This window comes from Haladaptatus sp. T7 (assembly GCF_026008575.1).
Lineage (GTDB): Archaea > Halobacteriota > Halobacteria > Halobacteriales > Haladaptataceae > Haladaptatus > Haladaptatus paucihalophilus.
On the sequence record NZ_BROP01000006.1, the window covers coordinates 140,546 to 160,885 of the forward strand.

Sequence of the window (20,340 nt, forward strand, 5' to 3'; positions counted from 1 at the left end):
CACCCGTCGCCAGCGCCAATAAAAACACTCTGAAAGAGGGGTAGATTCACACGTGACTCGCACTACGCTTCGAGGAGATCGTGTCGACTTGACCGTACACAGGGTCAACACGGAAAGCCACCAAGCCCATCTCAGTCACAGTTCGCTGGTTGGTCGGTATCGCTGGCTTGTGCATAGGGTTCCGGTTATTGCTAGATTTGTGTTCCACCGTCCGCGACAGCGGAAGCGTTCGGTATCTCCAAGTGTGCTTCGGTCTGTTCGGACATTGGTATCCACTCTAAATCCTCCCCGTAGTGGAAGGTGCGGTGGTCCTGGGTCGGGTCGACGACCGTCAGCGAGAGCCAGTCGTTGTCCAGCAGTTCGGTCAACTCCTCGTGGTCGGCCAAGATGCCGGTGACGCGTTCGACCGGCGCATGGACGACCGTCGAGAGGCGGAGCGGCTGGTGATACGGTTTGTCATCGGCGGCCATCAGCGACTGGAGGGGGAGACCGGTCATCAAGTCGCCGCCGGTTCCCTGGTAGACACCGACGTTGCCGACAGGGTTCTGCGTCACCTTCGACCCGCTGCCATAGACTGCGTTGTCGACTGTCGAAAAGTAGTACTGAGTATTGATCCACTGTGTGACGACCATGGGGCCAGTGAGGATCGCTTCGAGCGCGTCACCATCCGGGTCGGTCGACCAGTCGTAGGAGTGGAGGAAGGCCCGGCCGTCGAGATTGAGGTTGCTCGTCAGTTCGCGAGGGGCGACGACGAAGCCAGCGTTGCCGGCCAGTCCCCACTCGGGACGCGTTTCGGCCCAGTCGGCGGCACGGCGTTCCGTCTCACTGACCCCCATCGAGCTGTCGGCACCCATCGACTCGGCGCGCTCGGCTGTCGCGTTCTCGCGAGCGGTAGCCAGGTCTGCACGCAACCGGTCGATATCCCCCGCGTGACTTTCGGGGATGTCGTCATCGTACAGTTCCACCTCGTCGGTCGTGGTGTTGTGCTGGCCAGCGACGAAGACGGTGTCCTCGGGGATGTCGAAGCCGCGGTCGCGGAGTGCCGTCTTGACATCCTCGTCGTTACAGATTGCTGCAAGTACGCGGGCATTCGGGCCGCCGGGGTTGCCAGCACAGGCGCCACAGTCTAGGCTCGTCTCGTACGGGTTGTTAGTCGTCTCGCTGGCGTGCCCGGCGAAGACGACGAGGCGGCCGAACTCCTCCCAGCCCATCAGGTCGAAGGCGGTCGCGGCGTACTCGACTTTTTCATCGTGGGTCAGTCCCACCGGGAGGTCACCGACATAGGTGTGCTGGTGGTGGATCAGCGGCTCACAGAACTCGTGTTCGTCGGGTACCGACGCTTCAACAGCGTCTAACAAGTCGTGGACGCGCCCGGGAACGAGCGTGCGGGCCGCGAGTGCGAGGCCGTAGCCGCTGCCAGCGTTTTCGACGTAGCCGTAGGCTGTGGCGGCGTTGGCCTCTAGCGTCTTGATAATCTCATCGGCGGCCTCGCGGATGTCCCACCAGCGGTCGTGGCTCGCCTGCGTGTCGTTGTCGGTCGGAAAGTCGTGGATGTAGTGCTGTGGTTCGAGGATCGGTGGACAGGCCTCGACCGCTACATCGGTGTCGTATCCCCGGTACTCGATCGGGATGCCGAAAAAGCCAGCGTACCCGTGAGTCTCATAATCTCCCCCCGCCTCGATGTGACGGCGAATGACTTCCGAACGAGTGTCGATACAAAAGACAAGCTGGGCGTCTGGACGGCTCGACGGATCGCTATCGGCCATCGACTCACTCTCCTCGGCGATCGCCTCGACGAGATCGTCACGGTATGTCGCTTCCCACGCACGCAGGAACGCCTGAGCGAGTTCGTCGGCTGGCTCCATGTCGGTGCCCTCGTTCGAGGGCTCGAGGTCAACACCAGTCGCATCTGACAGTGCCAGACGCACCGCGAGGTACTCCTCCAGCGAAATCGGGTATTTCGACTGCCACTCTCTCCCGTCATCGACACGCTGCTTGATCAACCCCGTCCAGCCCGGGAGGGCAGCTAGTTGCTCCTCGAAAATAGACACCCACTGGCTCTGCGGGTACGGCTCCAGCACCGTCTCGATCGTCTCGATCGGCGTCTCGGGAAGGTCAGTGATGACCCCTTCGTCTGGGATTTCACCGTCGTATTCGACCACCCCACGAAAAGCGGCGTAGAACCCTTCTTCGCGGTTCGGCATCGCCCAGTGGGCACTCCCCTCGTCGAGGAAGTTCGATAGCCACTTCGTCAGCACTTGGTCAACATGGTTTGGGGCGGTATCGGTGACACCTTCCACGACGTCGGTCGCGTCGGAAATGCGGTCCAACAGCGTATGGGGTTCCTCCTCGTAGCCTGCCTCGGCAAGTTCCGATTCGAGTATCTCCGGGTCTATCTGGCCACGTTCCAGTGCCGTCTCGAACGTCTCGGGGTTGGGGTAGCCGCGACCACCTAGCAGGTCGGTTGCCCGTTTGACCGCCTCGCCGAACGGCTGGTCCTCGAACCCCGAGAGCGGGTTGGCCGTCACGAACGAGTGGATGGGCCAGAGGGACCCGATGCTAGTCGCTGCTTCATCGATGCTATCGTGGATGATGGATTCAGTACTCATTATATTCCTCTGTGGAGGTCAGGAGGGTGTCCGACGCGGGTTGGCTGGCGTTAATCAGTGCGACGTAGAGACGCTGACTGCGCTCGTGGATACCGGTCTCGATCCCAACGTAGATGCCAACGAAGATGACGGCAATGACGCCGTGGAGCAGAGTCAGTTCAGTCGGGGCTGTGACCATCGGAAGTCCGAATAGGAGTCCGGATATCGTCTCGTAGACGGCGGCGTAGACGACGATGGCTGGGAAGAAGACCAGGGGGACGGCTCCGTAGCGGGCCGACCGCGAAAGTGAGGTAGTCTGGACCGCACTGCGGGCCGCGTGAAGCGTGGTGAACACGACGAAGAAGGTCAGCAGGAGTCCGGCGTCCATGTTCGTCCCTTTTCCGGTCAGCGCCGCGAATAGTATACCGCCGGCTAGTCCGGTCAGCAGCGTCACCGCGAAGGTGACGACGCTCGTTGGGTACCCCACCGTGTGTGAGGGCCCCTCGCTCGGAGTGGTATGTTCAATCTGCCCCCCGGAGGAGAGGAATTGGTATGCCTTGTAGAAGCCGTGCAGGATGAGGTGGGTGATGGCGGCCCCGAAGAACCCGAGGCCAGCCTGCATGATCATGAATCCCATCTGGCCGACCGTTGAACAACCGAGTTTGCGCTTGACGTCCGTCTGGACCGACTTCAGGAGTTTCCCACCAATCGCGCTGGCCGCGCCGACGGCGACCACTGCCAGCATGAAGGTGGTATCGACGGTGACGACCGGGGCAAAGCGGACCAGCAAGATGCCACCCGCATTGACGAACCCGGCGTGCATCAGTGCCGATGCCGGTGTCGGAGCGGTCATCGAGGAGAGGAGCCAGCCGTGGAAGGGAACGAGCGCCGACTGGATTATCGCCGCGAGGACGAGGGTCCCGGCAGCCACGAGCCACACCGCTCCGTCGAGCGAATCAGACGCCGCGGCGATCCCGGAGATCGTCGTCGCACCGGTCGTCCACCACAATACGGTCAGCGCGACCCCGAGTAGCGCGCTGCTGGCGAGGAAGTACCGGCGAGCGACCGTCGCGGCCGCCCGTGCCTGGCGCCAACCGTCGACAAGACCGACGAGTTTCGCCATCACAAGCCCCATCGCCAGCCATAGGAGCCAGAACAAGGCGATAAGGTCGGCGGCCACGAGCCCCATCACAGCAGCCGTGAAACCGAACACGGCGAGGAAGAAGTCGGTCTCATGGGCGCTACCAGCCATGTAGCGGCGAGAGTAACTGTGAACAATCCCGCTAAAGAAGGTGACGACCACCCACATCAGAATGGTCAAGCCATCGATGGCGACCACACCGGGGATCTCCCACGACCCACCGAACCGGACTCGGGCGATGAGGACGGCGATACTCGCGGCGAACAACGTCCACACGAGCCACGTTAGTACAATGGGCACGGACGGCGATTCCACCGTCGTGTCCGGGAGCGCTCCGATCGTCGGTTTCGAGCTACGTCCTGACATCGTTCATCCTATTGTCCGACCATCCCACGTACCGAGACGAACTCGGAATCCGCTTCTGGTCGTATTCAACACAATAGAGAACAAAATGACTATTAAAACTATCTATATTCACAAAACGTTCGTAAATTGGCCATTATAGAACAGTATGGTTTTGTTGAGTCTGTATTTAAACACCCGGTATAGGAGGGTCAGGTCAGGAGATTTGTAACCTGTACCGACGTGTCGTCGGGGAGACGAGCCCGGATTGTGGTTGGTTCTGTCTCGCCGTCGAGGGCGACCAGATACTGCTTGTCAGGAAACGAATTGTACGCCCCATCTTGGTCGTGTACGTAGCCAGCGACCGTGACCGACGACGGGAGTGCCTGCTTGAGAAACACAACCTGGCGACAGACGTTGTACTCGACAAGTCGATTCTGTCTCGTCTGAGGTGGCATCGAGTCAGTCAGGAGCCCCTCCTCAAACGCATCTCCGACGAGCGAACGGAGCGGCTTCAACCGCGCTTCGATACCTGCAGGTGACCCTGAATCGGGTGCAATCCACCGGTCGTACGCGTCTTCGAGAACCTGACACCTCGTGTGTCCGACGATGAGTACTGCTGTAATGTCGTGCTGCGTTTCGAGGAGTTCGATATCGCTGTCCAGTACCACCTGACCTTCGTACTGATCCCAGGTCTGATTCCCGAGCGTCTGCACTCCGATGACGTTCCAGGTAGCATCGACCGGCCACAGCGGTTTCCAACTGCAGTCGCTCATCGAGCACGAGACGACGAGGGCCGTCTGGGTGGCCGAGCCATCTTCCCGGTTTCTTCGAGAACCGGTCCATTCTTGAACTGACTCGATAGCAGATTTGAGATCGTCCCCGCTCATCGTAAACCAGGCCACCTCTGTTCAGACGCATTAGTGTCGGCCATCGGCTCTCTGTAACGGATTTGAACCTGAAACGAGATAGTGTTACCGAAACGTTCGAAATGTTCGTCACGAAGAACAGTTCGTTATTGATGCGAGGTGGTATGGAAGATCTCCCAAGGACGCCCTTGTTAAGCAGTCGTTCGAACCGATCGGTGGACGTACGGTCGTTGAGGACGATAGGATTGAGAACATCGAAGGGGACAGAAACGACATCGATTAACGTCATACTGCTGGCGTTCGACAACGACACGCGTCTGGGGACTTCCTTGCAGAAGAAGTGGTTCGACGTCACCGTCCGGGGAGTGTTACGGATAGCTACCACGGCTTGAGCCGAAATCGACGAACTCAACTGCGGTGTCAGCTCCCGACCGAGAGGCAGCACTTGCTGTCCTTGCGGGATACTCGGATAATCTAGCTGGCTCGATCGGTTCGGTACGGGCCGCCGTCCGTCGCGCGACCGAGCCAGACGTCAAACACGTCGTCGTTTAGGAATCGTCCTCCGTGTGAGTATTGGAATTGAACTTGCCGAAAGGTGTCGTCTCGTGGGTTCGAACGAGAACTTCATCAGCAACGGTAAGCCCCATATCGAGGAGTGCCTGTGCGACGGGTGTGATGTCGCTGTCCGACTCGCCGACAGCAGTCACGAGGAGATTTTGTTCCCCGGTGACCAGTTCTTGAACAGAAACGACACCATCGATTTCTAGAATATCGGGGATAAGGTCACCACGTTCGACTATCGAAGCGGTGCAGTAGAGCAACATTTGGAGCGGATAGCCCGATTTTTGATAATCGACATTGGCACTGTATCCTTTAATTACCCCATCGGATTCGAGACGCTGGATGCGCTTGCGAACGGTACTGTCCGAGGTATCGGTTCGCTCTGTGATGTCTCCAGAAGACATGTTTCGAGCGTCTTCCTGGAGTGCATACAGAATTGCTCTGTCGACGTCGTCGATCTCTCCTTCAACCATACCCGTGTGTCCGCGACAAAGCCACTTTACCTTTGTATGTTGCTCGAGATCCTCACCGATATCTATATTTTCGTCTCCTCTCTTTGGACTATTCTCGAGGACAGAAAGACAACTACAACGACAACTACAGATGGGGACTTCACTAGTCAACGGGAGAGTTCATTAATAAAACGACTACGATAAATACCGAAGGCATTTCAGGTTGGTTCTACTCCTTTGCAAGCTTATCGTACGTTTCGGCATGCTCTTTCCACTCGAGTGCTGCCATTGTACGCATCACTTCGCGGCGTTCTTGTGCTGTCTCCGCTGCTTGCAGCTGTTTCCGGAGATTGGCACGTTCAGCCGCGGAGTTAGCTGGCTTGTCCGAGTTCATTCGATATCAACTGGCACCCGCTCGAACTCCATGGTCCGAAAGGCACTGTCAAAGGCAAACAGATGCTCTATCTCATGCTCTCAAGCAAGCACTGCACTCGTTTGATCAACAAATGAAATCTGTTGATCATCAAAACGCTCGAACTCCTCACACGCCGCATCAAACGTCGCAAACTCCGAGAGCACACAGTGACTCGTAAACACCGACCAATACTCACGGCTTCCATGCCATCGAACACACCATTCGCTGCGTCGTGATTCACATCGTCCTCGTCAAAGGCAGCGTACAACCCACCAGTATCGACGAACAGCGGCAGTCTGGCGACTCTTCACTTTGCCCTGGTCCTCAAGCTGTCCAAGCTTCCGTCGAGCAGTCTCTCGTGAACACTCAAGCGCATCTGCGACATCACCAGAGGTCACAACGGGCCCCTCTACTTCCTCGAAAATGGCGAGCACGTCGGTGAGCGTTACCGTCTCGACGTACCGCCCTGTATCACCGAGATCTTTGGACAGTCTCCACAATACACACTACCGAAGTATACTCCTATTGGTGTATGCCATGTGGTGAATACCAACCTTCATCACCATATGGCGGATACAAAATCGTAGAAAGAACGGTGCCCTCGGGCGTGTGTAGAAACGCGCCGGGTGCTCTAACATCCGGCACCGGTCTTCCGAAATCCAAGGCGGACTTTTCCTTTGTGTGCGCGGGACAATCAGGGCCAACGTGTTTGCGTATTGCAAAGTACGGTCGTCATGTTGTTAGGTTACTGCCTATGGTGTTGCGTTGTGTCCTTTAGGACCATATATTGAAAGAAATAAAGGTTCCAAGATGGGTCGGCTTAGTTGGACACAAAACAATAATATCAATAGCCTTCTAACTGAGTTCTATGGACGATAAGGATCTTCGAATTCTTAAAGCGATCGGGATACTCGAATCGGGAAGCCCTGACAAAATAGCCGACGAGACTAGGATTCCGAAATCAACCGTTCACTATCGTCTCGAGAAGTTACAAGAAGAGGGGATCATAAAGAACGAAATCTTCGATATCGACTTCGAACAAGCAGGATTAAATCTCACCCTCATCACGGAAGTCTGGGCCGAATACGACTCTGGGTACCACAAACAAGTCGGAGACAAACTCGGTAACGTAAATGGCGTTAACCAGGTGTATTTTACCCTCGGTGACACTGACTTCATACTGGTTTCGCACCTTGCATCTCGTGGAATGGTCGAGGATCTCATCTCGGAATTCGAAGAAGTAGACGAAATCTCGAGGACGAGTTCGAAGTTCGTTATCACGACAATCAAGGACGAGTCAAATCCACTCAATGACTACGACATTGAGAGCCTAAAAGACGCGCTTCTTCCGGACCTCTCGTAACGAACACGTACCTCAAAGACCACTGAGGAAAGCTGAATTCGACGGGACGCTACTCGTCCAAGTCGGGAACACTCATGTGGGCATCTGCTTCCCTTTGCGTGGGAAGCCCCCCAGCGATCGCGAGTAGAACAGCGCCGAGCAGACACCATATGCCTACAATAGCCCATTCGTAGGGCCACGTGAGTGCCGAGGGTGACCCGGGAAGGTAGAGACCGATAAAGAAGACGGTTAACACCAACCCTAGTCCACCGACGATGTATCCAGCTGGGAGCTTAAAGGGTCTGTTGAGTTCGGCGTTGCGATATCGAAGAGTCAAGAAAGAAACAACAACGAGGAACCACGCCGTGACCATTCCGAGTCCGCCCGCATTCACGATCCACACCAGCATCTGCTTGCCGAACAGCGGTGCGAGTGCAGCGAGCGCTCCGACGAGTACGATTGCAGTCGATGGGGTGCTGTATTCGGAGTGAATCGTCCCAAGCGAGTCAGGCAGCATGTTCGACTCGGCGAGCGCATAAATCGCTCTGCTAGCGCCGAGCACGAAGCCGTTCCAACTCGTGAGGATACCTGCGAGACCGGCGAGTGCCATGATTCGTCCGATGATTTTGCTGTTGAACGCGATTTCCATCGCGGTTGCAGCAGGGAGTGAACTTTCGACGAGCGTCGTCCCTGAAGCAACCTGTCCTGCTGCCCAAATCACTGCAATGTAGAACGTGGCAGCACAGGCTACAGAGAGGACGATAAGTCCTCCGAGCGTTTTCGGGGAAACGTCGGCTTCGCCCGCTGCTTGAGGAATCACGTCGAATCCAACGAACATGAATGGCGTCATTATTGCTACGGTAAACACGCCCTCAATTCCGGCATTCGCGAAGGGCGGGGAGGATGGTGAGCCCCCGTTGAACAGCGCTCCGAGCAAGAGCGTTACACCGGAAACCGTGATTATGAGCGCGAGAATCGCTTGGAACTGCGCCGCCGGGCGGACGCCCCGATAGTTGAGGTAAGTAACGACTATCGAGCCAACGACCCCCGTGAGGACCCACGTTGCGTAGACGGGTTGACCGGCGACCGTCCACAGTTGGAAGACGTTGAACCCGGGGACGATGTACGCAAGTGCGCTCGGGAGTGCAACTGCTTCGAATGCGACGACGCTAACGTAGCCGAAAATAATCGCCCACGTGCAGGCGAACGAGCCTGCTGGTCCTAAGGCACGCATGCTATAGGCGTGTTCCCCGCCGACAACGGGCATCGCCGATGCGAGTTCACCATAGATGAGCGAAACGACACCCACCATGAACCCGCCAAGAACGAATGCCGATATCGCTCCATTAACACCGCTTTTGTCGATGAAATAGCCTGTCTGAACGATCCAACCCCATCCAATCATTGCGCCAAGTGCGAGTACGAACACATCGCGTTTCGAGAGGATGCGTGAGAGTTCATCTGTCATGGTTATGTGCGACACTCACATAGTCAAACTTTCCCACCATATATCTTTCTGTGTTCAATTTCCATTCAAATTCATAAACACAGTCCAATAATAAGGTCAGTTAGGGAACCTTAATCAACTGGAACCTCTCGATGTCCGTGGGTGCTTTCTCGATGCGGTGGGCTAAAGCAGGCGAATGGAAGGACGGAGTTCACTACCTAGACGCTGTCCGACACCTCGTCGATCCAGATCGTTTTCTTCGTGACGAACTCTTGGATTCCGTGGTGGGAGAGTTCTGTTCCGTGGCCCGAGGCCTTCGTACCACTGAATGGAACTCGTGGATCCGATGCGACGACTTGGTTGACAAAGACATTGCCAGCGGTGATCTTCTGGGTGAGTGCTTCGCCGCGTTCGGTATCTCCCGTCCAGATACTTGCACCGAGTCCGTATGGGGTATCGTTCGCCACGCGAATTGCCTCCTGTTCGGTTTCGACTTTGAGGACGGTGGCAACCGGGCCGAACAGTTCCTCAGTCGCTGCCGGTGCATCATCCGGGACATCGGTGAGGATCGTCGGTGGATAATAGTAACCGGCCTGATCGAGCGGTTTACCTCCGAGGTGAAGTGTCGCACCAGACTCGACGGACCGCGTGACTTGTTCATGGAGCGACTCTAACAGATCCGCTCGTGCTTGCGGCCCGATATCGGTTTGCGCTTTCGATGGATCTCCGACCGTGAGTTCGTTCATCTCCTCGGTAAACCGTTCGAGGAACTCATCGTGGACTGTTTCGTGTACCAGAAACCGTTTGGCGGCAATACAGGACTGTCCGTTGTTCTGTGTTCGAGCTTTGGCCCCTTGTTTGGCAGCACGTTCAATCGGCGCGTCATCGAGTACGATGAATGGGTCGCTCCCCCCGAGTTCGAGTACGGTTGGTTTGAGTTCGTGGCCGGACGTCTCCGCAACCGCTCGCCCCGCCCGCGTACTGCCTGTCAGGCTCACCCCCTTGATTCGGTCGTCTTCGATGAGCGTCGACACTCGTTCGGCGGGAATTTGAAGGGAGGTGAAAACGCCACTGGGGTATCCGGCGCGTTCGAAGACCGATTCGATGGCTCGTGCACAGCCGAAGACGTTCGGTGCATGTTTGAGCACTGCAACGTTTCCTGCAGTGATGTGGGGCGCAGCAAACCTGAAAACCTGCCAAAATGGATAGTTCCAGGGCATTACTGCGAGGACCGGTCCGATCGGTTCATACGAGACGTACGTTTTCGAACCGGGAACGGTACCGATCCGATCGTTCTGTAGAAACTCCGCGGCGTGCTCAGCGTAGTACTCACAGACCCACGCACACTTTTCGACCTCGGCAACCGCCTGTTCGATGGGTTTTCCCATTTCGGTGGTCATCCGAGTCGCGTACTCGTCGGCGTTCTCGCGCAGCACGTCAGCCACATCCGCCAGCAGCGCTTCGCGACGTTCGATCGGCTTGGTCCGCCACGATTCGAATTCTCTCCATGCCTCGTCCAATCGGGCGCTGACCGTTGGCTCGTCGTGTTCGTCGTACGTTTCGATGACGTCTTCGGTTGCTGGGTTGATCGATCTCATTTTCGTCTGTTTGAGGTGGACGGGCTGTGACCCCCGTATATCTCAACGGTCCCGCCACCCACTGATAAGTGTTCCACTTTTCGTAGTATTGTAGAATTGAGTCCCACTCACATCCTGATTTTGGGACATAGTTTGATTCATACTCTCGGTGCGAATTGTCGAGGATGCCAATTGATTCGTTCTGTTTTGTTCCAGTTTCGAAAATTCGCCGCACTATTCTCCTATTGTTTATGGACCAGCAATATCTACAATTTCTGGATTGTGTCTCATTAGGAATGATTTATTAGGATTCAATCTCAATAATCACGTAATGCAGAAACAAGAGACAAATAGGTCGATCGAATCCTCTTACGACGACCACGTCATGCCTATCTGGAAATCACTGAACGTCCCGGTCAAGCGAGCATCCGGTTGTACCCTCGAAGACTTCGATGGGAACGAGTATCTCGACGTGTTTTCGGGAATCTCGGTGACGAACGTCGGCCATGGTAACGAAGCTGTCGTCGAGGCTGCGAAAGCCCAGCTTGAAGAGTTTATCCACGGCTGCTCGTACGTACACCCGAATGAGCCAGTAGCTGACCTCGCCGAAACGATCGCTGACATCACACCGGGAGACTTGGAGAAGAGCTTCTTCTGTAACTCCGGGACGGAAGCAGTCGAAGGAGCGATCAAGCTCGCGCGAAAGTACACCGGGTCCAAGGAGGTCATCGCACTCGAGATGGGGTTCCATGGGCGCACGCTTGGAAGCCTTGCACTCACGGGAAACAACGCGTACAAACAGGATATGGCCCCAACGATCAACGATGTCTCCCATACTGCGCCACCGTATGCGTACCGATGTCCCCGTTGTAACGGCGCTCAGTGTAATGCTAGCTGTGCCGACCAACTCGAACGGGTCATTGGCTCGCATACGAGCGGTGACCTTGCGGCAGTTGTCGTCGAACCCGTTATGGGTGAAGCCGGTATTATCGTTCCCTCGGATGCATGGCTCAAACGTGTCCAAGAGATAGCTCACGACCACGGTGCACTACTCATTGCAGATGAGGTCCAGACCGGCTACGGGCGTACCGGAAAATTGTTTGCGAGCAGCCATTTCGATATCGAGCCGGATATCCTGACACAGGCGAAAGGAATCGCAAACGGACTCCCGCTTGGCGCGTTCACCGCATCGAAGGAGGTTGCGGACGCGTTCGAGGCTGGAGACCATCTTTCGACGTTCGGCGGTAACCCCGTCGCCTGCGCAGCAGCGCTGGCGACTATCGATGAATTACGAGACGAGATCATTACGAAAGCACACCAAAACGGTGAGTGGCTCGCATCGAAGCTTGAAACGCTCGAAGCAGACTACGACGTGGTTGGTGAGACGCGTGGCCTTGGATTGATGCAGGGCATCGAACTCGTTGAGCCTGGGACGATGGGGCCGCAGAATATCGCCCCTCGGCCGGATAGTAAACTTGCTTCCGCTACTAGTGAATTCCTCCGGGAAGAGTCGAATGTCGTCATAGGCGTCGGTGGATACTACAAAAACGTCATGCGCTTCCAGCCACCGCTGACAATTTCGCGCGATCAACTTGGAGACGCAGTCGAAGCGCTTCGAAAGGCGCTTGAAAACGTTGCCTGAAACCATCGGTGATACATTCAACAACCCAATAGCTGTTGGCCTCTTATCGAGTGAGGGCAGCGGCAGATGGGCAATAGCGTCTGGATGACTCCGATCGAAGGAGAAGAACAGACCTCACTGTCTGCACTTGTCTCGGGGATTGTTCGAGGAGGCGAAGATTCGGTTTGAACACGAAGCCCACTACGACTGGGTTGCGTTCCCTTACGTGATTCGGACGCTGGCGCGTTAACGAAGTACTTCGGGAAAGTGGCTGGTGAAGACGAGTACAAATATTGGGGCATTGAGGGCCGTCAACGGAGTACGCCGACGTATATCGATGCGGCGCAGAAAGCGTTGGTTCGAGAATGTTCCGCGCCAGATCTGTCGGTCGAAACGATCGACTGTGAAGTCTCACATCAAGCGCAACGACAGGCAGGCGTCACAGAGTACGATCCGACAACAGAGGTGATTACGATTGCGCTAACCTGGACGGCCTACGAACGACACGGGTGGGAGCAATTCAGTTCCACTGTCCGGCATGAACTGATTCACGCGTGGCAGTACCACGAGTTCGGTGAGGCAGATCACGGGCGAACGTTCACCCGCTGGACGGACCATCTCGATACTTCGAAACACTGCGAACGCTTCGCTACACCAAAGTGGTGGCCCGTGTGCGAGGACTGTGGCGGTCGGATTGCCTGGTATCGACGCTTGAAGACCGTCCGAAACCCGGAGCAGTACAGCTGTAGCAAGTGCAGCGGTGCAATTCGCGTCGAGGAGAGTGAGGGCCACTGACCGATTTCCGTTTAAGTAGTTCTCGAGATAAGCAATAGATACGAGGAAGATTTTTGCGGACTACTGGTTTCTGCGTGACTCTGTTCTATCGCTCCTAGTTCACATAAGAGCCTGTTCTGGGTAGTATCATATACTAACACACGGTTTGAGACGGCACAGCAACGCGCACAATGGGAACAATGTGCCTTCGACGTCGATGCCCCGGACTCATCGACGTCACCAACGAGAGCCACGAGAATCCCGCGGACCACCAATACGTGGTCTCCATCGACGACGTGACTGAAGAATTAATGGCCTGCACGTGCCCGCACCACGTCCACCGGAACGCCTTCTGCAAACACATGGCTGCTGTCGAAAATGCAACCGACGACTGAGCGCGATCTGCTCGGCCACTTCCACCGCTCGTGGACTCATTTGTTGGGAGTAAACTTATGCGAAAACCAACCGTGCTATAGTCCATGTCCGATGTTACAATCGTCGGTGGCGGTCCAGCCGGACTCAGTGCAGCACTGTTCACAGCAAAGAATGGCCTTGATGCAACCGTGTTCGATACTGACAAGACGTGGATGCACAAAGCACACCTCTTCAATTACTTGGGAATTGAGAGTATCGATGGAACGGAATTCCTGGAGAAAGCCCGCGAACAGGCCGACGAGTTTGATGTAGTCCAGCACATGGACACAGCGGTAACAGGTATCGAAACGGACGACGATGGGTTCCAAATCACGACTGATGATGGCGACCATCACGCAACATATGTCGTCTTAGCGACCGGGGCAGATCGCGATATTGCTGAGCAACTCGGCTGTGAATTCACCGGTTCGGGGACTGTTTCAGTCAACTTGAGCATGGAAACGAGTATCGAGAACGCATACGCTACCGGTGCAATGGTCCGTGATCAAGAGTGGCAAGCAGTCATCTCCGCTGGTGATGGTGGTGCAGCTGCCCTCGACATCTTGAGCAAAGAGGAAGGTGAACACTTCCATGACTTCGATACGCCGGCAGACGCTGAATAAGTGAACAACGTCGGAGTTTATCTTATACAAATTTCTCATCATGAATTTCCCCGAGAAGCGCGAGCTTGCCGTATCTCATTCCCATCCCGAACTAGATCTTCACAATATGGACAGACACGAGGTTTCTCAACCTCATCCGGTGTGAACACACGGACGTATTGCTGAGTCACAAACGACCCGCAATTATCACAGCGAGGCATATCTGTTCCATTCTTTAATACTCTAATATATTTCGCTTATCCAGATTTTACGCAGCTCGTGACGCTACCGAGACAGCACACAACGCGTACAGATCGAACAGTTTCTTCTTCGATCGATATCCCTGGACTCATCGACGTCGCCAACAAGGGCCACGAAAACCCGGAAGACCACCAGTACACCGTCTCCATCGACAATGTGTGTGTATGGAGACAGCAATCGACAAATGCAACGTAACTCCGGTGACGGAGAGAGTACTACTTGATGTCGTCAAGTACTGACAGTGCGTGACTGAGGTCATCCACTACGCGTTACATATCTTGGGAGACCAACGCCAACAACAAGCAGTACGAAAAACGAGATCATGAAGGCCGTATCTTGAGCGATACCGTTTGATTCCAGTAAGATGTTGGCAGCGTACGCTGCGGGGAGGGCTACGACGACGAAGGAGATCGTTATCCAATTTTCACGGCTTACCATCGATAGTTTCGGATACACACTCTGTTCAGAAACAATTTGTGCGTAGTAGCGATCACGCCGCAGAACTGCTTCTTGTCGATTCTACTCAAAACAATTGCAGAGTAAAGGGTGCAACAGAAGTGCCTGGTAGTACACGAGTCCGGGGAAGCGGACCACGGGCGAACGTTCGAACGGAGGACGGATGCGCTCGACACTTCACAGTACTGCGAACGGTTCACGTCGCCGAACTGGTGGGTCATTTGCGAAGCGTGCGGTGAACGAATCCCGCGCTACCAGCGCTCGAAGGTCGTGAAACACCCGGAGCAGTACAACTGTGGCGACTGCGGTGGGTCACTGCGCATCGGGGAGGTCACCGAATGACGCAGAAGTACCGCTGTCCGCACTGTCTGCGGCTTGTTGGGACCATGACGGTGGCGGGCCCGTCGCGGGTCCATGTGAGTCCATGCGGGCACCGCCCCGCTACTCCTGATGTCGTACTTGCAATGGGCGATTTGCACCCACCGCGCTCTGATGTGTGGGTGACGGACTTCCTCGCTGACTCAAACTAACTCACCATCGGTTTCGTCCTTCTCTTGTTCATTTATCGTTCGTTTTTGTTTGGTACAGGTATTTACATAGGTTAGTAGAGTATACTATCTCGACATGTATTCACGTGCGGTCTGGCTGGCATTGTTTACAGTGGGTTCGAGCGAAGTCAGTGTATATTCCGTAGATGGCCCTAATCGATACGTCCAAGTCGTCTGAAGGTACAGGTATTTTGAATGGTTCGCCACAATACTAAGAAGATATGAGTGACCAAGTTGCATTTGATCTTCGCCGTGCCTTGCTCTATATCGCTGCCGCTACCGGATTGGCGGTCATCATTGGTAGTCTCAGATATGGCACAATTGGGGGCGGTATAGCACTCGGACTGGCAATCGGGATTGGCGCAACAATCGGTATTGGTTTTCTCGAAGGAGTTTCTCGCTACCGAAACAGATAGAGAATCCGCTATTACACTGACGTAGCCACCCGATCTCGAGTACAGAATGGCAACTGAAACGGGGTTACTAACTACAGAGCATCTACGTATCGACGGTCCGCAGAAACAGTGCCTGTAGAACGCCGAAGAACACACCAAACGCGAGCGCGTACCCGAGATTTTCACTGATTGGGCCGCCGAAGCGCACGCTCAATGGGAGCAGTATCACTGCGGTACCGAACAGCACCATGAGACCAACCCATTTGATGGGGTGTGATTCAGCCCATCTAGTAAGTCGTTTGTTGTACGAACGAACCGAAGCGAGAGGACCCATATCTCTAGTAGGATGTAGAATTCGCATAATGGTTAGGATGCTGTTCGACTTACGGCACGAATTGCGGGTAGATTGGCTCCTTGGTGTCGGAGGTAGACTTTTCCCACTTAGAGATTAGAGAGTAGAAATCAGCTTCGTGTTGGAGAGAGGGTCCGCCTTGTACTACTGATGGTTCGAATCTGAAAACCATTTCCAGAGGTCGATCCCAGTCCAGCATGTGTACACGAGTGAGAGCGAGATCAGGAGATAGAATAGATCGAGATGAGTAACGATCACATCGAGACTGTTTGTTCCGGGTGGAGAGTAGAGCAGTGTCGCAACGAAGACCGCGATTCCAACACCAACGTTACTGATGTGCCAGAGAAGGGCATCGGCTTGGATAATCTTCTCACCGAGTGCATCCATGTGTGTTAGTAGACTCCTTGTATTCTGATCGTATCTCCACAACTTGTCGCGGTATACGGTAGCATGTATCAGGAGAAGTTACCCGACGGACATTCGTTGTGAATCAGTCGTTCCTGCCAGCCACCGACCGACCTTCGCGCCCAGAATTCCAATGAACGCGGAGATGAGAAAGCCGATCACAATGAAAACAAGGACTGTCATGGTCGCTATGACACGGAACCAAAGCGGGCCAACTGGCCCAAGAGTGGTTCGAAATAAATCGAGGGAAAGCCACAACACTGGTGCCCCACCGATAACGCCTGCGCGGAACCCCGCATTCGTTTCGCCTGATAGCCGTCTGTGGGAGAGGTACCCAGCTAGTAGGCCGCCGAAAAAGACCATGCTGAGAGACAGATTGTTCCCCATCCCTGACTGCCAATACAGCAATACGGTGAGTGGGATCGAGGCGAGGCCACCGATGGTAGAATACTTCATAGGAAATGTACGTGCAGAATACGTTAATAGGTTTTGATGGATTATCTTCGTACATTCTCGTCGAAGCGCCTCCATGAACCTCCAATTCTTAGTAGCGAAAATTCACGAGCACAGTGTTAACCATAGTTATACACACGCACCACATATTGCCCACAGATTGGCTCGGAGGTACTGTAAGGATCCTACTGTCTCTTATCATGAAGCAGAAAAATCGACTGCAAGCTGAATGTCGGGACTGTACTGCACGATCGTACAGTCGTTACTTGGCGTGCGAGATTCGTTTCACGAGGTTTAATTACCATTCATATTAGTTAGATGACTACTATTATTGTGCGATCCCACGAAATAATATAGCATATGAATGGCTCCGACTCAAACCCGGTTCGCACGTTCAAATCGCTCGACAGTACGGTTCCTCGGTACGAATCGTTTCTCACAGTCGACGAGCACCGCGAACGCAACCAGGCGCTCGCGCGCACCCACGATCACGTCGCGTACGAGGAACTCGGCGAGAGCAAGGGCGGAGAGACGATCTGGACGGTTACTATCGGTGAAGGTGATCAAAGTTCACTTTTGTTTGGTGCGCCTCACCCAAACGAGCCGATTGGCTCAATGACAATCGACTTTCTTATCCACGAGCTCGCGACAAACGACGAGCTACGGGCGTCTTTAGACTACAAATTCGTCTGTATGCCGATTGCCGACATAGACGGTGTCCGTCTCAATGAAGGATGGTTCGACGGGCCGTTCACGCTCTCGAACTATATCCAGAACTTCTACCGTCCACCGCCAGATGAGCAGGTCGAAGCAACGTTCCCAGTCGAATATGAGAACTACTCGTTCGATGAGCCGATATCAGCGACTCGTGTATTGGCAGATCTAATCGAAGCCCACCAGCCAGACTTCATCTATAGTTTCCACAATCTCGAATTCGGTGGCTGCTACTACTATCTTACCGAGCCCCTCGAACCGCTTCACGATGTCCTGTCATCACTCCCAGAAGAGTATGGAGTCCCGCTCCATCACGGTGAGCCAGAGTGGTTCGAGAACGAAGCGTTCGATGATGCCATCTATCGCCTTCGAACCTTCGAAGATCAATACGAGATGGCACACGAGGATGATAACGTCGAACCCGAAGAGGTGCTGCTGGGTGGCAATGCCTATGACTACGCCAGCCGGTTCGATGACGATGTCGTTGAATTCATCGTTGAATTACCGTATTTCTACGACCCACAGATTCAGGACCAAACTGAACTGAATCGCACCCGTGAAGAAGTCATTCGAGAGGGTGTCGAGAGTCGGCGAAGACTCCTCGAAGAGATGGGGAATGTCGTCGAGTCCGTCGGTGAGTACCTGCCGGACACGCCGATGGCACGCGAGGCGATGGGTGTCGTCGCTTATTTCAAGGATGAAGGTGAGTCAAAAGTCGAATGGGCGGAATCAATCCCCGAGACAGATGACCCAGCAACGGTTGCCCAGTACGTCGACGAGCGGTTTCTCAGACAGTGTCATCTGTTGAGATATGCCGGAATGTTGTTGCGGTCGATCGATCACACCGCAATGAGTGTTGACGAGGAAACGCACGAGCAACTCATGGACGCAAAGGGAGTGCTCGAGGACATCCTGCACGCCCGAACCGGTGAGATACGGGAGCGCCTCGATTACGAGACGATTCCGATTTGGAAACTCGTCGCGATTCAGGCTCGTGCGGGCTTGGTGTGTTTGGACTTTCGGCAGAGCACCACTGATGAATGATTCGGTACGTTTGGCAAGAGCCAGACATGCAGATACCACATCGTCGATCAAAACATCGAAGTCTCTGGATCGTAGAAATGCTCCATTGTCGATTCAGAACTCAATCACATTCATACGAATCAGTTCAGAAAGCATATACGCTGTTCTGACGCCTTTTTGAATAGATGCCCTCTCGACGACACTTCCTCCATGGGGTTGGGGGAACCGCTCTCCTTGGTACGGCTGCCGGCAGTGCTGCTTATCTCGATCTCGGATTCGTTCGAACGAAAGCTGGCGGAGGTGGCACCAATACAATTGATCTTGATTCACCGAACAGAGAGGTCTTCATTCCTCCGGAGGATTTCGATGCATACGCAACCCAAATGCATGAGCAGTATGGTGATGCCACTATCCCGTGGACCAACCCCGAGTCACTCGCTGGTGAGTTTGTTGGTGCATACATGCGGCAGGAGACAATCGTGCCAACAGAGCAGTATGCGATGCAGGACGCCACCATTCTCGCTCATCGCCTTGGTAGCCGTCGCTACAAGATACGGCTGTGGAGTGCTGGTCGGTTACTGGGCAAAAAATATGACGTCGATCCCTGGGGACTCTATCAGGAAGAAACCGCCTTTACATGGCTTAAGCAGGAAATTTCGGTAGATTACGATGGGCAGCTGTCGACTGATACAACCCAGTTAAGTAGTGGTCGTGCTTCGGTTGCTGGAGGGACAGTGACAGTTCCCGATGGCTCGTATGAGATGGGACTCAACCCTGGAAATGAAGCCAGTTACCGATCGCGCTGGGAAGGGTTTGCGACAACCGACGTCCCACTCATTGGTGCATGTGAAGTGCAATTTGAGACCGGTACGAAGCCACGATTCGATTGGTCGTTATCGTATGGGGTTGGAATTCGTACGCCGTTCTAATATGAGTACACGCTCATCTCGTCTCGTAATCGCTTAGAGAGGAATAATGGGACTGTTCTCATTCAATTCATCCGAGAACTACTGAGAAAAGGGATAAATCGCTGCTAATACACAAGCACACGCTATCCAACTCCGTTTGGCAAATACATTTATTCTCTCAGCTCGGAAGGGATGAATTCAACTCCGTGGAACAACGTGTTTTGTATCTTCTCGAATGAGTCGGAGGAGACCGTCCGGATACAGTGGGTCATCTTCATGATCAAACTCGGCGAGTGATTTCCACTCTCCGGTAAAGATCACGTCGCCATCATCGTGGCCTTCCAACTGTGTCACCTCCCAGAGGTCGTCGGTCGGCTCAATTTCATAGATGAAAATGACTTCGTGTCCGGCCGTGCCAGCAAACGAAAACACGTTCTCGATGGAACCGAGGTAGTCACCGACCTTGACGGAGATATCAAGTTCCTCATCGAACTCTCTTACAATCGCAGCGGGGCTATACTCACCAAATTCAATGCCGCCTCCAATTGGTCGATAGAATCGCTCGTCATTATCGGTATCGTATAGTCTTGCAACAAAGATTTCGTCGTTACGATGAGGGAGGCCAAGAGCCATTGGCCGGACTCTATCTGAAGACATAGCTAGGTGTGAACAAGCCGTCT

At 54.5% G+C, this 20,340-nt stretch carries 19 protein-coding genes; 8 read left to right on the forward strand and 11 right to left on the reverse strand.

Annotated features, from left to right (window positions below):
- Positions 1–191: 191 nt before the first annotated feature.
- The 5 genes from OPC11_RS16445 to OPC11_RS16465 form a co-directional block, all read right to left on the reverse strand.
- Positions 192–2,609, reverse strand: coding sequence for a DUF2309 domain-containing protein (locus OPC11_RS16445; protein ID WP_264782627.1), 2,418 nt, complete (start codon positions 2,607–2,609; stop codon positions 192–194).
- Positions 2,599–4,095 (reverse strand): proton-conducting transporter membrane subunit, encoded by a 1,497-nt coding sequence (locus OPC11_RS16450; protein WP_264782628.1) that lies wholly within the window; start codon positions 4,093–4,095, stop codon positions 2,599–2,601. The genes OPC11_RS16445 and OPC11_RS16450 overlap by 11 nt, the downstream gene beginning before the upstream one ends.
- Positions 4,096–4,283: 188 nt before the next feature.
- Positions 4,284–4,961 carry a PadR family transcriptional regulator gene (locus tag OPC11_RS16455; RefSeq protein ID WP_264782629.1) on the reverse strand — a complete coding sequence of 226 codons (678 nt, stop codon included), beginning with the start codon at positions 4,959–4,961 and terminating at the stop codon, positions 4,284–4,286.
- Between the two features lie 527 nt (positions 4,962–5,488).
- Positions 5,489–5,974, reverse strand: a complete 486-nt coding sequence (locus OPC11_RS16460; protein ID WP_264782630.1) for a winged helix-turn-helix transcriptional regulator — start codon at positions 5,972–5,974, stop codon at positions 5,489–5,491.
- Positions 5,975–6,619: 645 nt separating this feature from the next.
- Positions 6,620–6,802, reverse strand: a complete 183-nt coding sequence (locus tag OPC11_RS16465; RefSeq protein WP_306421029.1) for an HTH domain-containing protein — start codon at positions 6,800–6,802, stop codon at positions 6,620–6,622.
- Between the two features lie 434 nt (positions 6,803–7,236).
- Between OPC11_RS16465 and OPC11_RS16470 the strand changes: the two genes are divergently transcribed.
- The gene (locus tag OPC11_RS16470) at positions 7,237–7,731 is read left to right on the forward strand and encodes an Lrp/AsnC family transcriptional regulator (RefSeq protein ID WP_007981432.1); all 495 of its coding nucleotides are present in this window, start codon (positions 7,237–7,239) and stop codon (positions 7,729–7,731) included.
- A 49-nt stretch (positions 7,732–7,780) separates the two neighbouring features.
- On the opposite strand, the gene OPC11_RS16475 is transcribed toward OPC11_RS16470, so the two are convergent.
- Both OPC11_RS16475 and OPC11_RS16480 read right to left on the reverse strand, forming a co-directional pair.
- Entirely contained in the window at positions 7,781–9,178 is a 1,398-nt protein-coding gene (locus OPC11_RS16475; RefSeq protein WP_232423913.1) for an APC family permease, read from the reverse strand.
- Positions 9,179–9,375: 197 nt separating this feature from the next.
- The gene (locus OPC11_RS16480) at positions 9,376–10,755 is read right to left on the reverse strand and encodes an NAD-dependent succinate-semialdehyde dehydrogenase (RefSeq protein ID WP_264782631.1); all 1,380 of its coding nucleotides are present in this window, start codon (positions 10,753–10,755) and stop codon (positions 9,376–9,378) included.
- A 310-nt stretch (positions 10,756–11,065) separates the two neighbouring features.
- Here OPC11_RS16480 and OPC11_RS16485 point away from each other — a divergent pair, with 310 nt between their 5' ends.
- The 5 genes from OPC11_RS16485 (at position 11,066) to OPC11_RS16505 (ending at position 15,204) form a co-directional block, all read left to right on the forward strand.
- Positions 11,066–12,376: an aspartate aminotransferase family protein gene (locus OPC11_RS16485; RefSeq protein ID WP_264782632.1), complete on the forward strand. Its 1,311-nt coding sequence runs from the start codon at positions 11,066–11,068 to the stop codon at positions 12,374–12,376.
- A gap of 246 nt (positions 12,377–12,622) precedes the next feature.
- On the forward strand, positions 12,623–13,150 hold the full coding sequence (locus OPC11_RS16490; protein WP_264782633.1) for a SprT-like domain-containing protein: 528 nt from the start codon (positions 12,623–12,625) through the stop codon (positions 13,148–13,150).
- A 179-nt stretch (positions 13,151–13,329) separates the two neighbouring features.
- Complete coding sequence (locus OPC11_RS16495; RefSeq protein ID WP_264782634.1) at positions 13,330–13,524, forward strand: hypothetical protein; 195 nt, start codon at positions 13,330–13,332, stop codon at positions 13,522–13,524.
- An 84-nt stretch (positions 13,525–13,608) separates the two neighbouring features.
- Positions 13,609–14,166, forward strand: coding sequence for an FAD-dependent oxidoreductase (locus OPC11_RS16500; RefSeq protein ID WP_264782635.1), 558 nt, complete (start codon positions 13,609–13,611; stop codon positions 14,164–14,166).
- Between the two features lie 786 nt (positions 14,167–14,952).
- Positions 14,953–15,204 (forward strand): hypothetical protein, encoded by a 252-nt coding sequence (locus OPC11_RS16505; protein WP_007981423.1) that lies wholly within the window; start codon positions 14,953–14,955, stop codon positions 15,202–15,204.
- A 704-nt stretch (positions 15,205–15,908) separates the two neighbouring features.
- On the opposite strand, the gene OPC11_RS16510 is transcribed toward OPC11_RS16505, so the two are convergent.
- The 3 genes from OPC11_RS16510 to OPC11_RS16520 all read right to left on the reverse strand — a co-directional run bounded on the left by OPC11_RS16510 (position 15,909) and on the right by OPC11_RS16520 (position 17,018).
- Positions 15,909–16,139 (reverse strand): hypothetical protein, encoded by a 231-nt coding sequence (locus tag OPC11_RS16510; protein ID WP_264782636.1) that lies wholly within the window; start codon positions 16,137–16,139, stop codon positions 15,909–15,911.
- Positions 16,140–16,301: 162 nt separating this feature from the next.
- Positions 16,302–16,544 (reverse strand): hypothetical protein, encoded by a 243-nt coding sequence (locus OPC11_RS16515; RefSeq protein WP_007981420.1) that lies wholly within the window; start codon positions 16,542–16,544, stop codon positions 16,302–16,304.
- Between the two features lie 78 nt (positions 16,545–16,622).
- Positions 16,623–17,018 (reverse strand): DUF5518 domain-containing protein, encoded by a 396-nt coding sequence (locus OPC11_RS16520; RefSeq protein ID WP_264782637.1) that lies wholly within the window; start codon positions 17,016–17,018, stop codon positions 16,623–16,625.
- Between the two features lie 357 nt (positions 17,019–17,375).
- Here OPC11_RS16520 and OPC11_RS16525 point away from each other — a divergent pair, with 357 nt between their 5' ends.
- Both OPC11_RS16525 and OPC11_RS16530 read left to right on the forward strand, forming a co-directional pair.
- Positions 17,376–18,773, forward strand: coding sequence for a M14 family zinc carboxypeptidase (locus tag OPC11_RS16525; protein WP_264782638.1), 1,398 nt, complete (start codon positions 17,376–17,378; stop codon positions 18,771–18,773).
- Positions 18,774–18,937: 164 nt separating this feature from the next.
- Positions 18,938–19,681, forward strand: coding sequence for a hypothetical protein (locus OPC11_RS16530; protein ID WP_264782639.1), 744 nt, complete (start codon positions 18,938–18,940; stop codon positions 19,679–19,681).
- A 177-nt stretch (positions 19,682–19,858) separates the two neighbouring features.
- Here OPC11_RS16530 and OPC11_RS16535 read toward each other — a convergent pair whose 3' ends face one another.
- Positions 19,859–20,317, reverse strand: a complete 459-nt coding sequence (locus OPC11_RS16535) for an NUDIX domain-containing protein (RefSeq protein ID WP_264782640.1) — start codon at positions 20,315–20,317, stop codon at positions 19,859–19,861.
- Between the last annotated feature and the right edge of the window lie 23 nt (positions 20,318–20,340).

What these genes read in the sequence shown, in the direction of transcription:
- OPC11_RS16445 (WP_264782627.1), bottom strand. Translation starts at nt 2,609, where the DNA reads ATGAGTACTGAATCCATCATCCACGATAGCATCGATGAAGCAGCGACT.
- OPC11_RS16450 (WP_264782628.1), bottom strand. Translation starts at nt 4,095, where the DNA reads ATGTCAGGACGTAGCTCGAAACCGACGATCGGAGCGCTCCCGGACACG.
- OPC11_RS16455 (WP_264782629.1), bottom strand. Translation starts at nt 4,961, where the DNA reads ATGAGCGGGGACGATCTCAAATCTGCTATCGAGTCAGTTCAAGAATGG.
- OPC11_RS16460 (WP_264782630.1), bottom strand. Translation starts at nt 5,974, where the DNA reads ATGGTTGAAGGAGAGATCGACGACGTCGACAGAGCAATTCTGTATGCA.
- OPC11_RS16470 (WP_007981432.1), top strand. Translation starts at nt 7,237, where the DNA reads ATGGACGATAAGGATCTTCGAATTCTTAAAGCGATCGGGATACTCGAA.
- OPC11_RS16475 (WP_232423913.1), bottom strand. Translation starts at nt 9,178, where the DNA reads ATGACAGATGAACTCTCACGCATCCTCTCGAAACGCGATGTGTTCGTA.
- OPC11_RS16480 (WP_264782631.1), bottom strand. Translation starts at nt 10,755, where the DNA reads ATGAGATCGATCAACCCAGCAACCGAAGACGTCATCGAAACGTACGAC.
- OPC11_RS16485 (WP_264782632.1), top strand. Translation starts at nt 11,066, where the DNA reads ATGCAGAAACAAGAGACAAATAGGTCGATCGAATCCTCTTACGACGAC.
- OPC11_RS16495 (WP_264782634.1), top strand. Translation starts at nt 13,330, where the DNA reads ATGTGCCTTCGACGTCGATGCCCCGGACTCATCGACGTCACCAACGAG.
- OPC11_RS16500 (WP_264782635.1), top strand. Translation starts at nt 13,609, where the DNA reads ATGTCCGATGTTACAATCGTCGGTGGCGGTCCAGCCGGACTCAGTGCA.
- OPC11_RS16510 (WP_264782636.1), bottom strand. Translation starts at nt 16,139, where the DNA reads ATGGGTCCTCTCGCTTCGGTTCGTTCGTACAACAAACGACTTACTAGA.
- OPC11_RS16515 (WP_007981420.1), bottom strand. Translation starts at nt 16,544, where the DNA reads ATGGATGCACTCGGTGAGAAGATTATCCAAGCCGATGCCCTTCTCTGG.
- OPC11_RS16520 (WP_264782637.1), bottom strand. Translation starts at nt 17,018, where the DNA reads ATGAAGTATTCTACCATCGGTGGCCTCGCCTCGATCCCACTCACCGTA.
- OPC11_RS16525 (WP_264782638.1), top strand. Translation starts at nt 17,376, where the DNA reads ATGAATGGCTCCGACTCAAACCCGGTTCGCACGTTCAAATCGCTCGAC.
- OPC11_RS16530 (WP_264782639.1), top strand. Translation starts at nt 18,938, where the DNA reads ATGCCCTCTCGACGACACTTCCTCCATGGGGTTGGGGGAACCGCTCTC.
- OPC11_RS16535 (WP_264782640.1), bottom strand. Translation starts at nt 20,317, where the DNA reads ATGTCTTCAGATAGAGTCCGGCCAATGGCTCTTGGCCTCCCTCATCGT.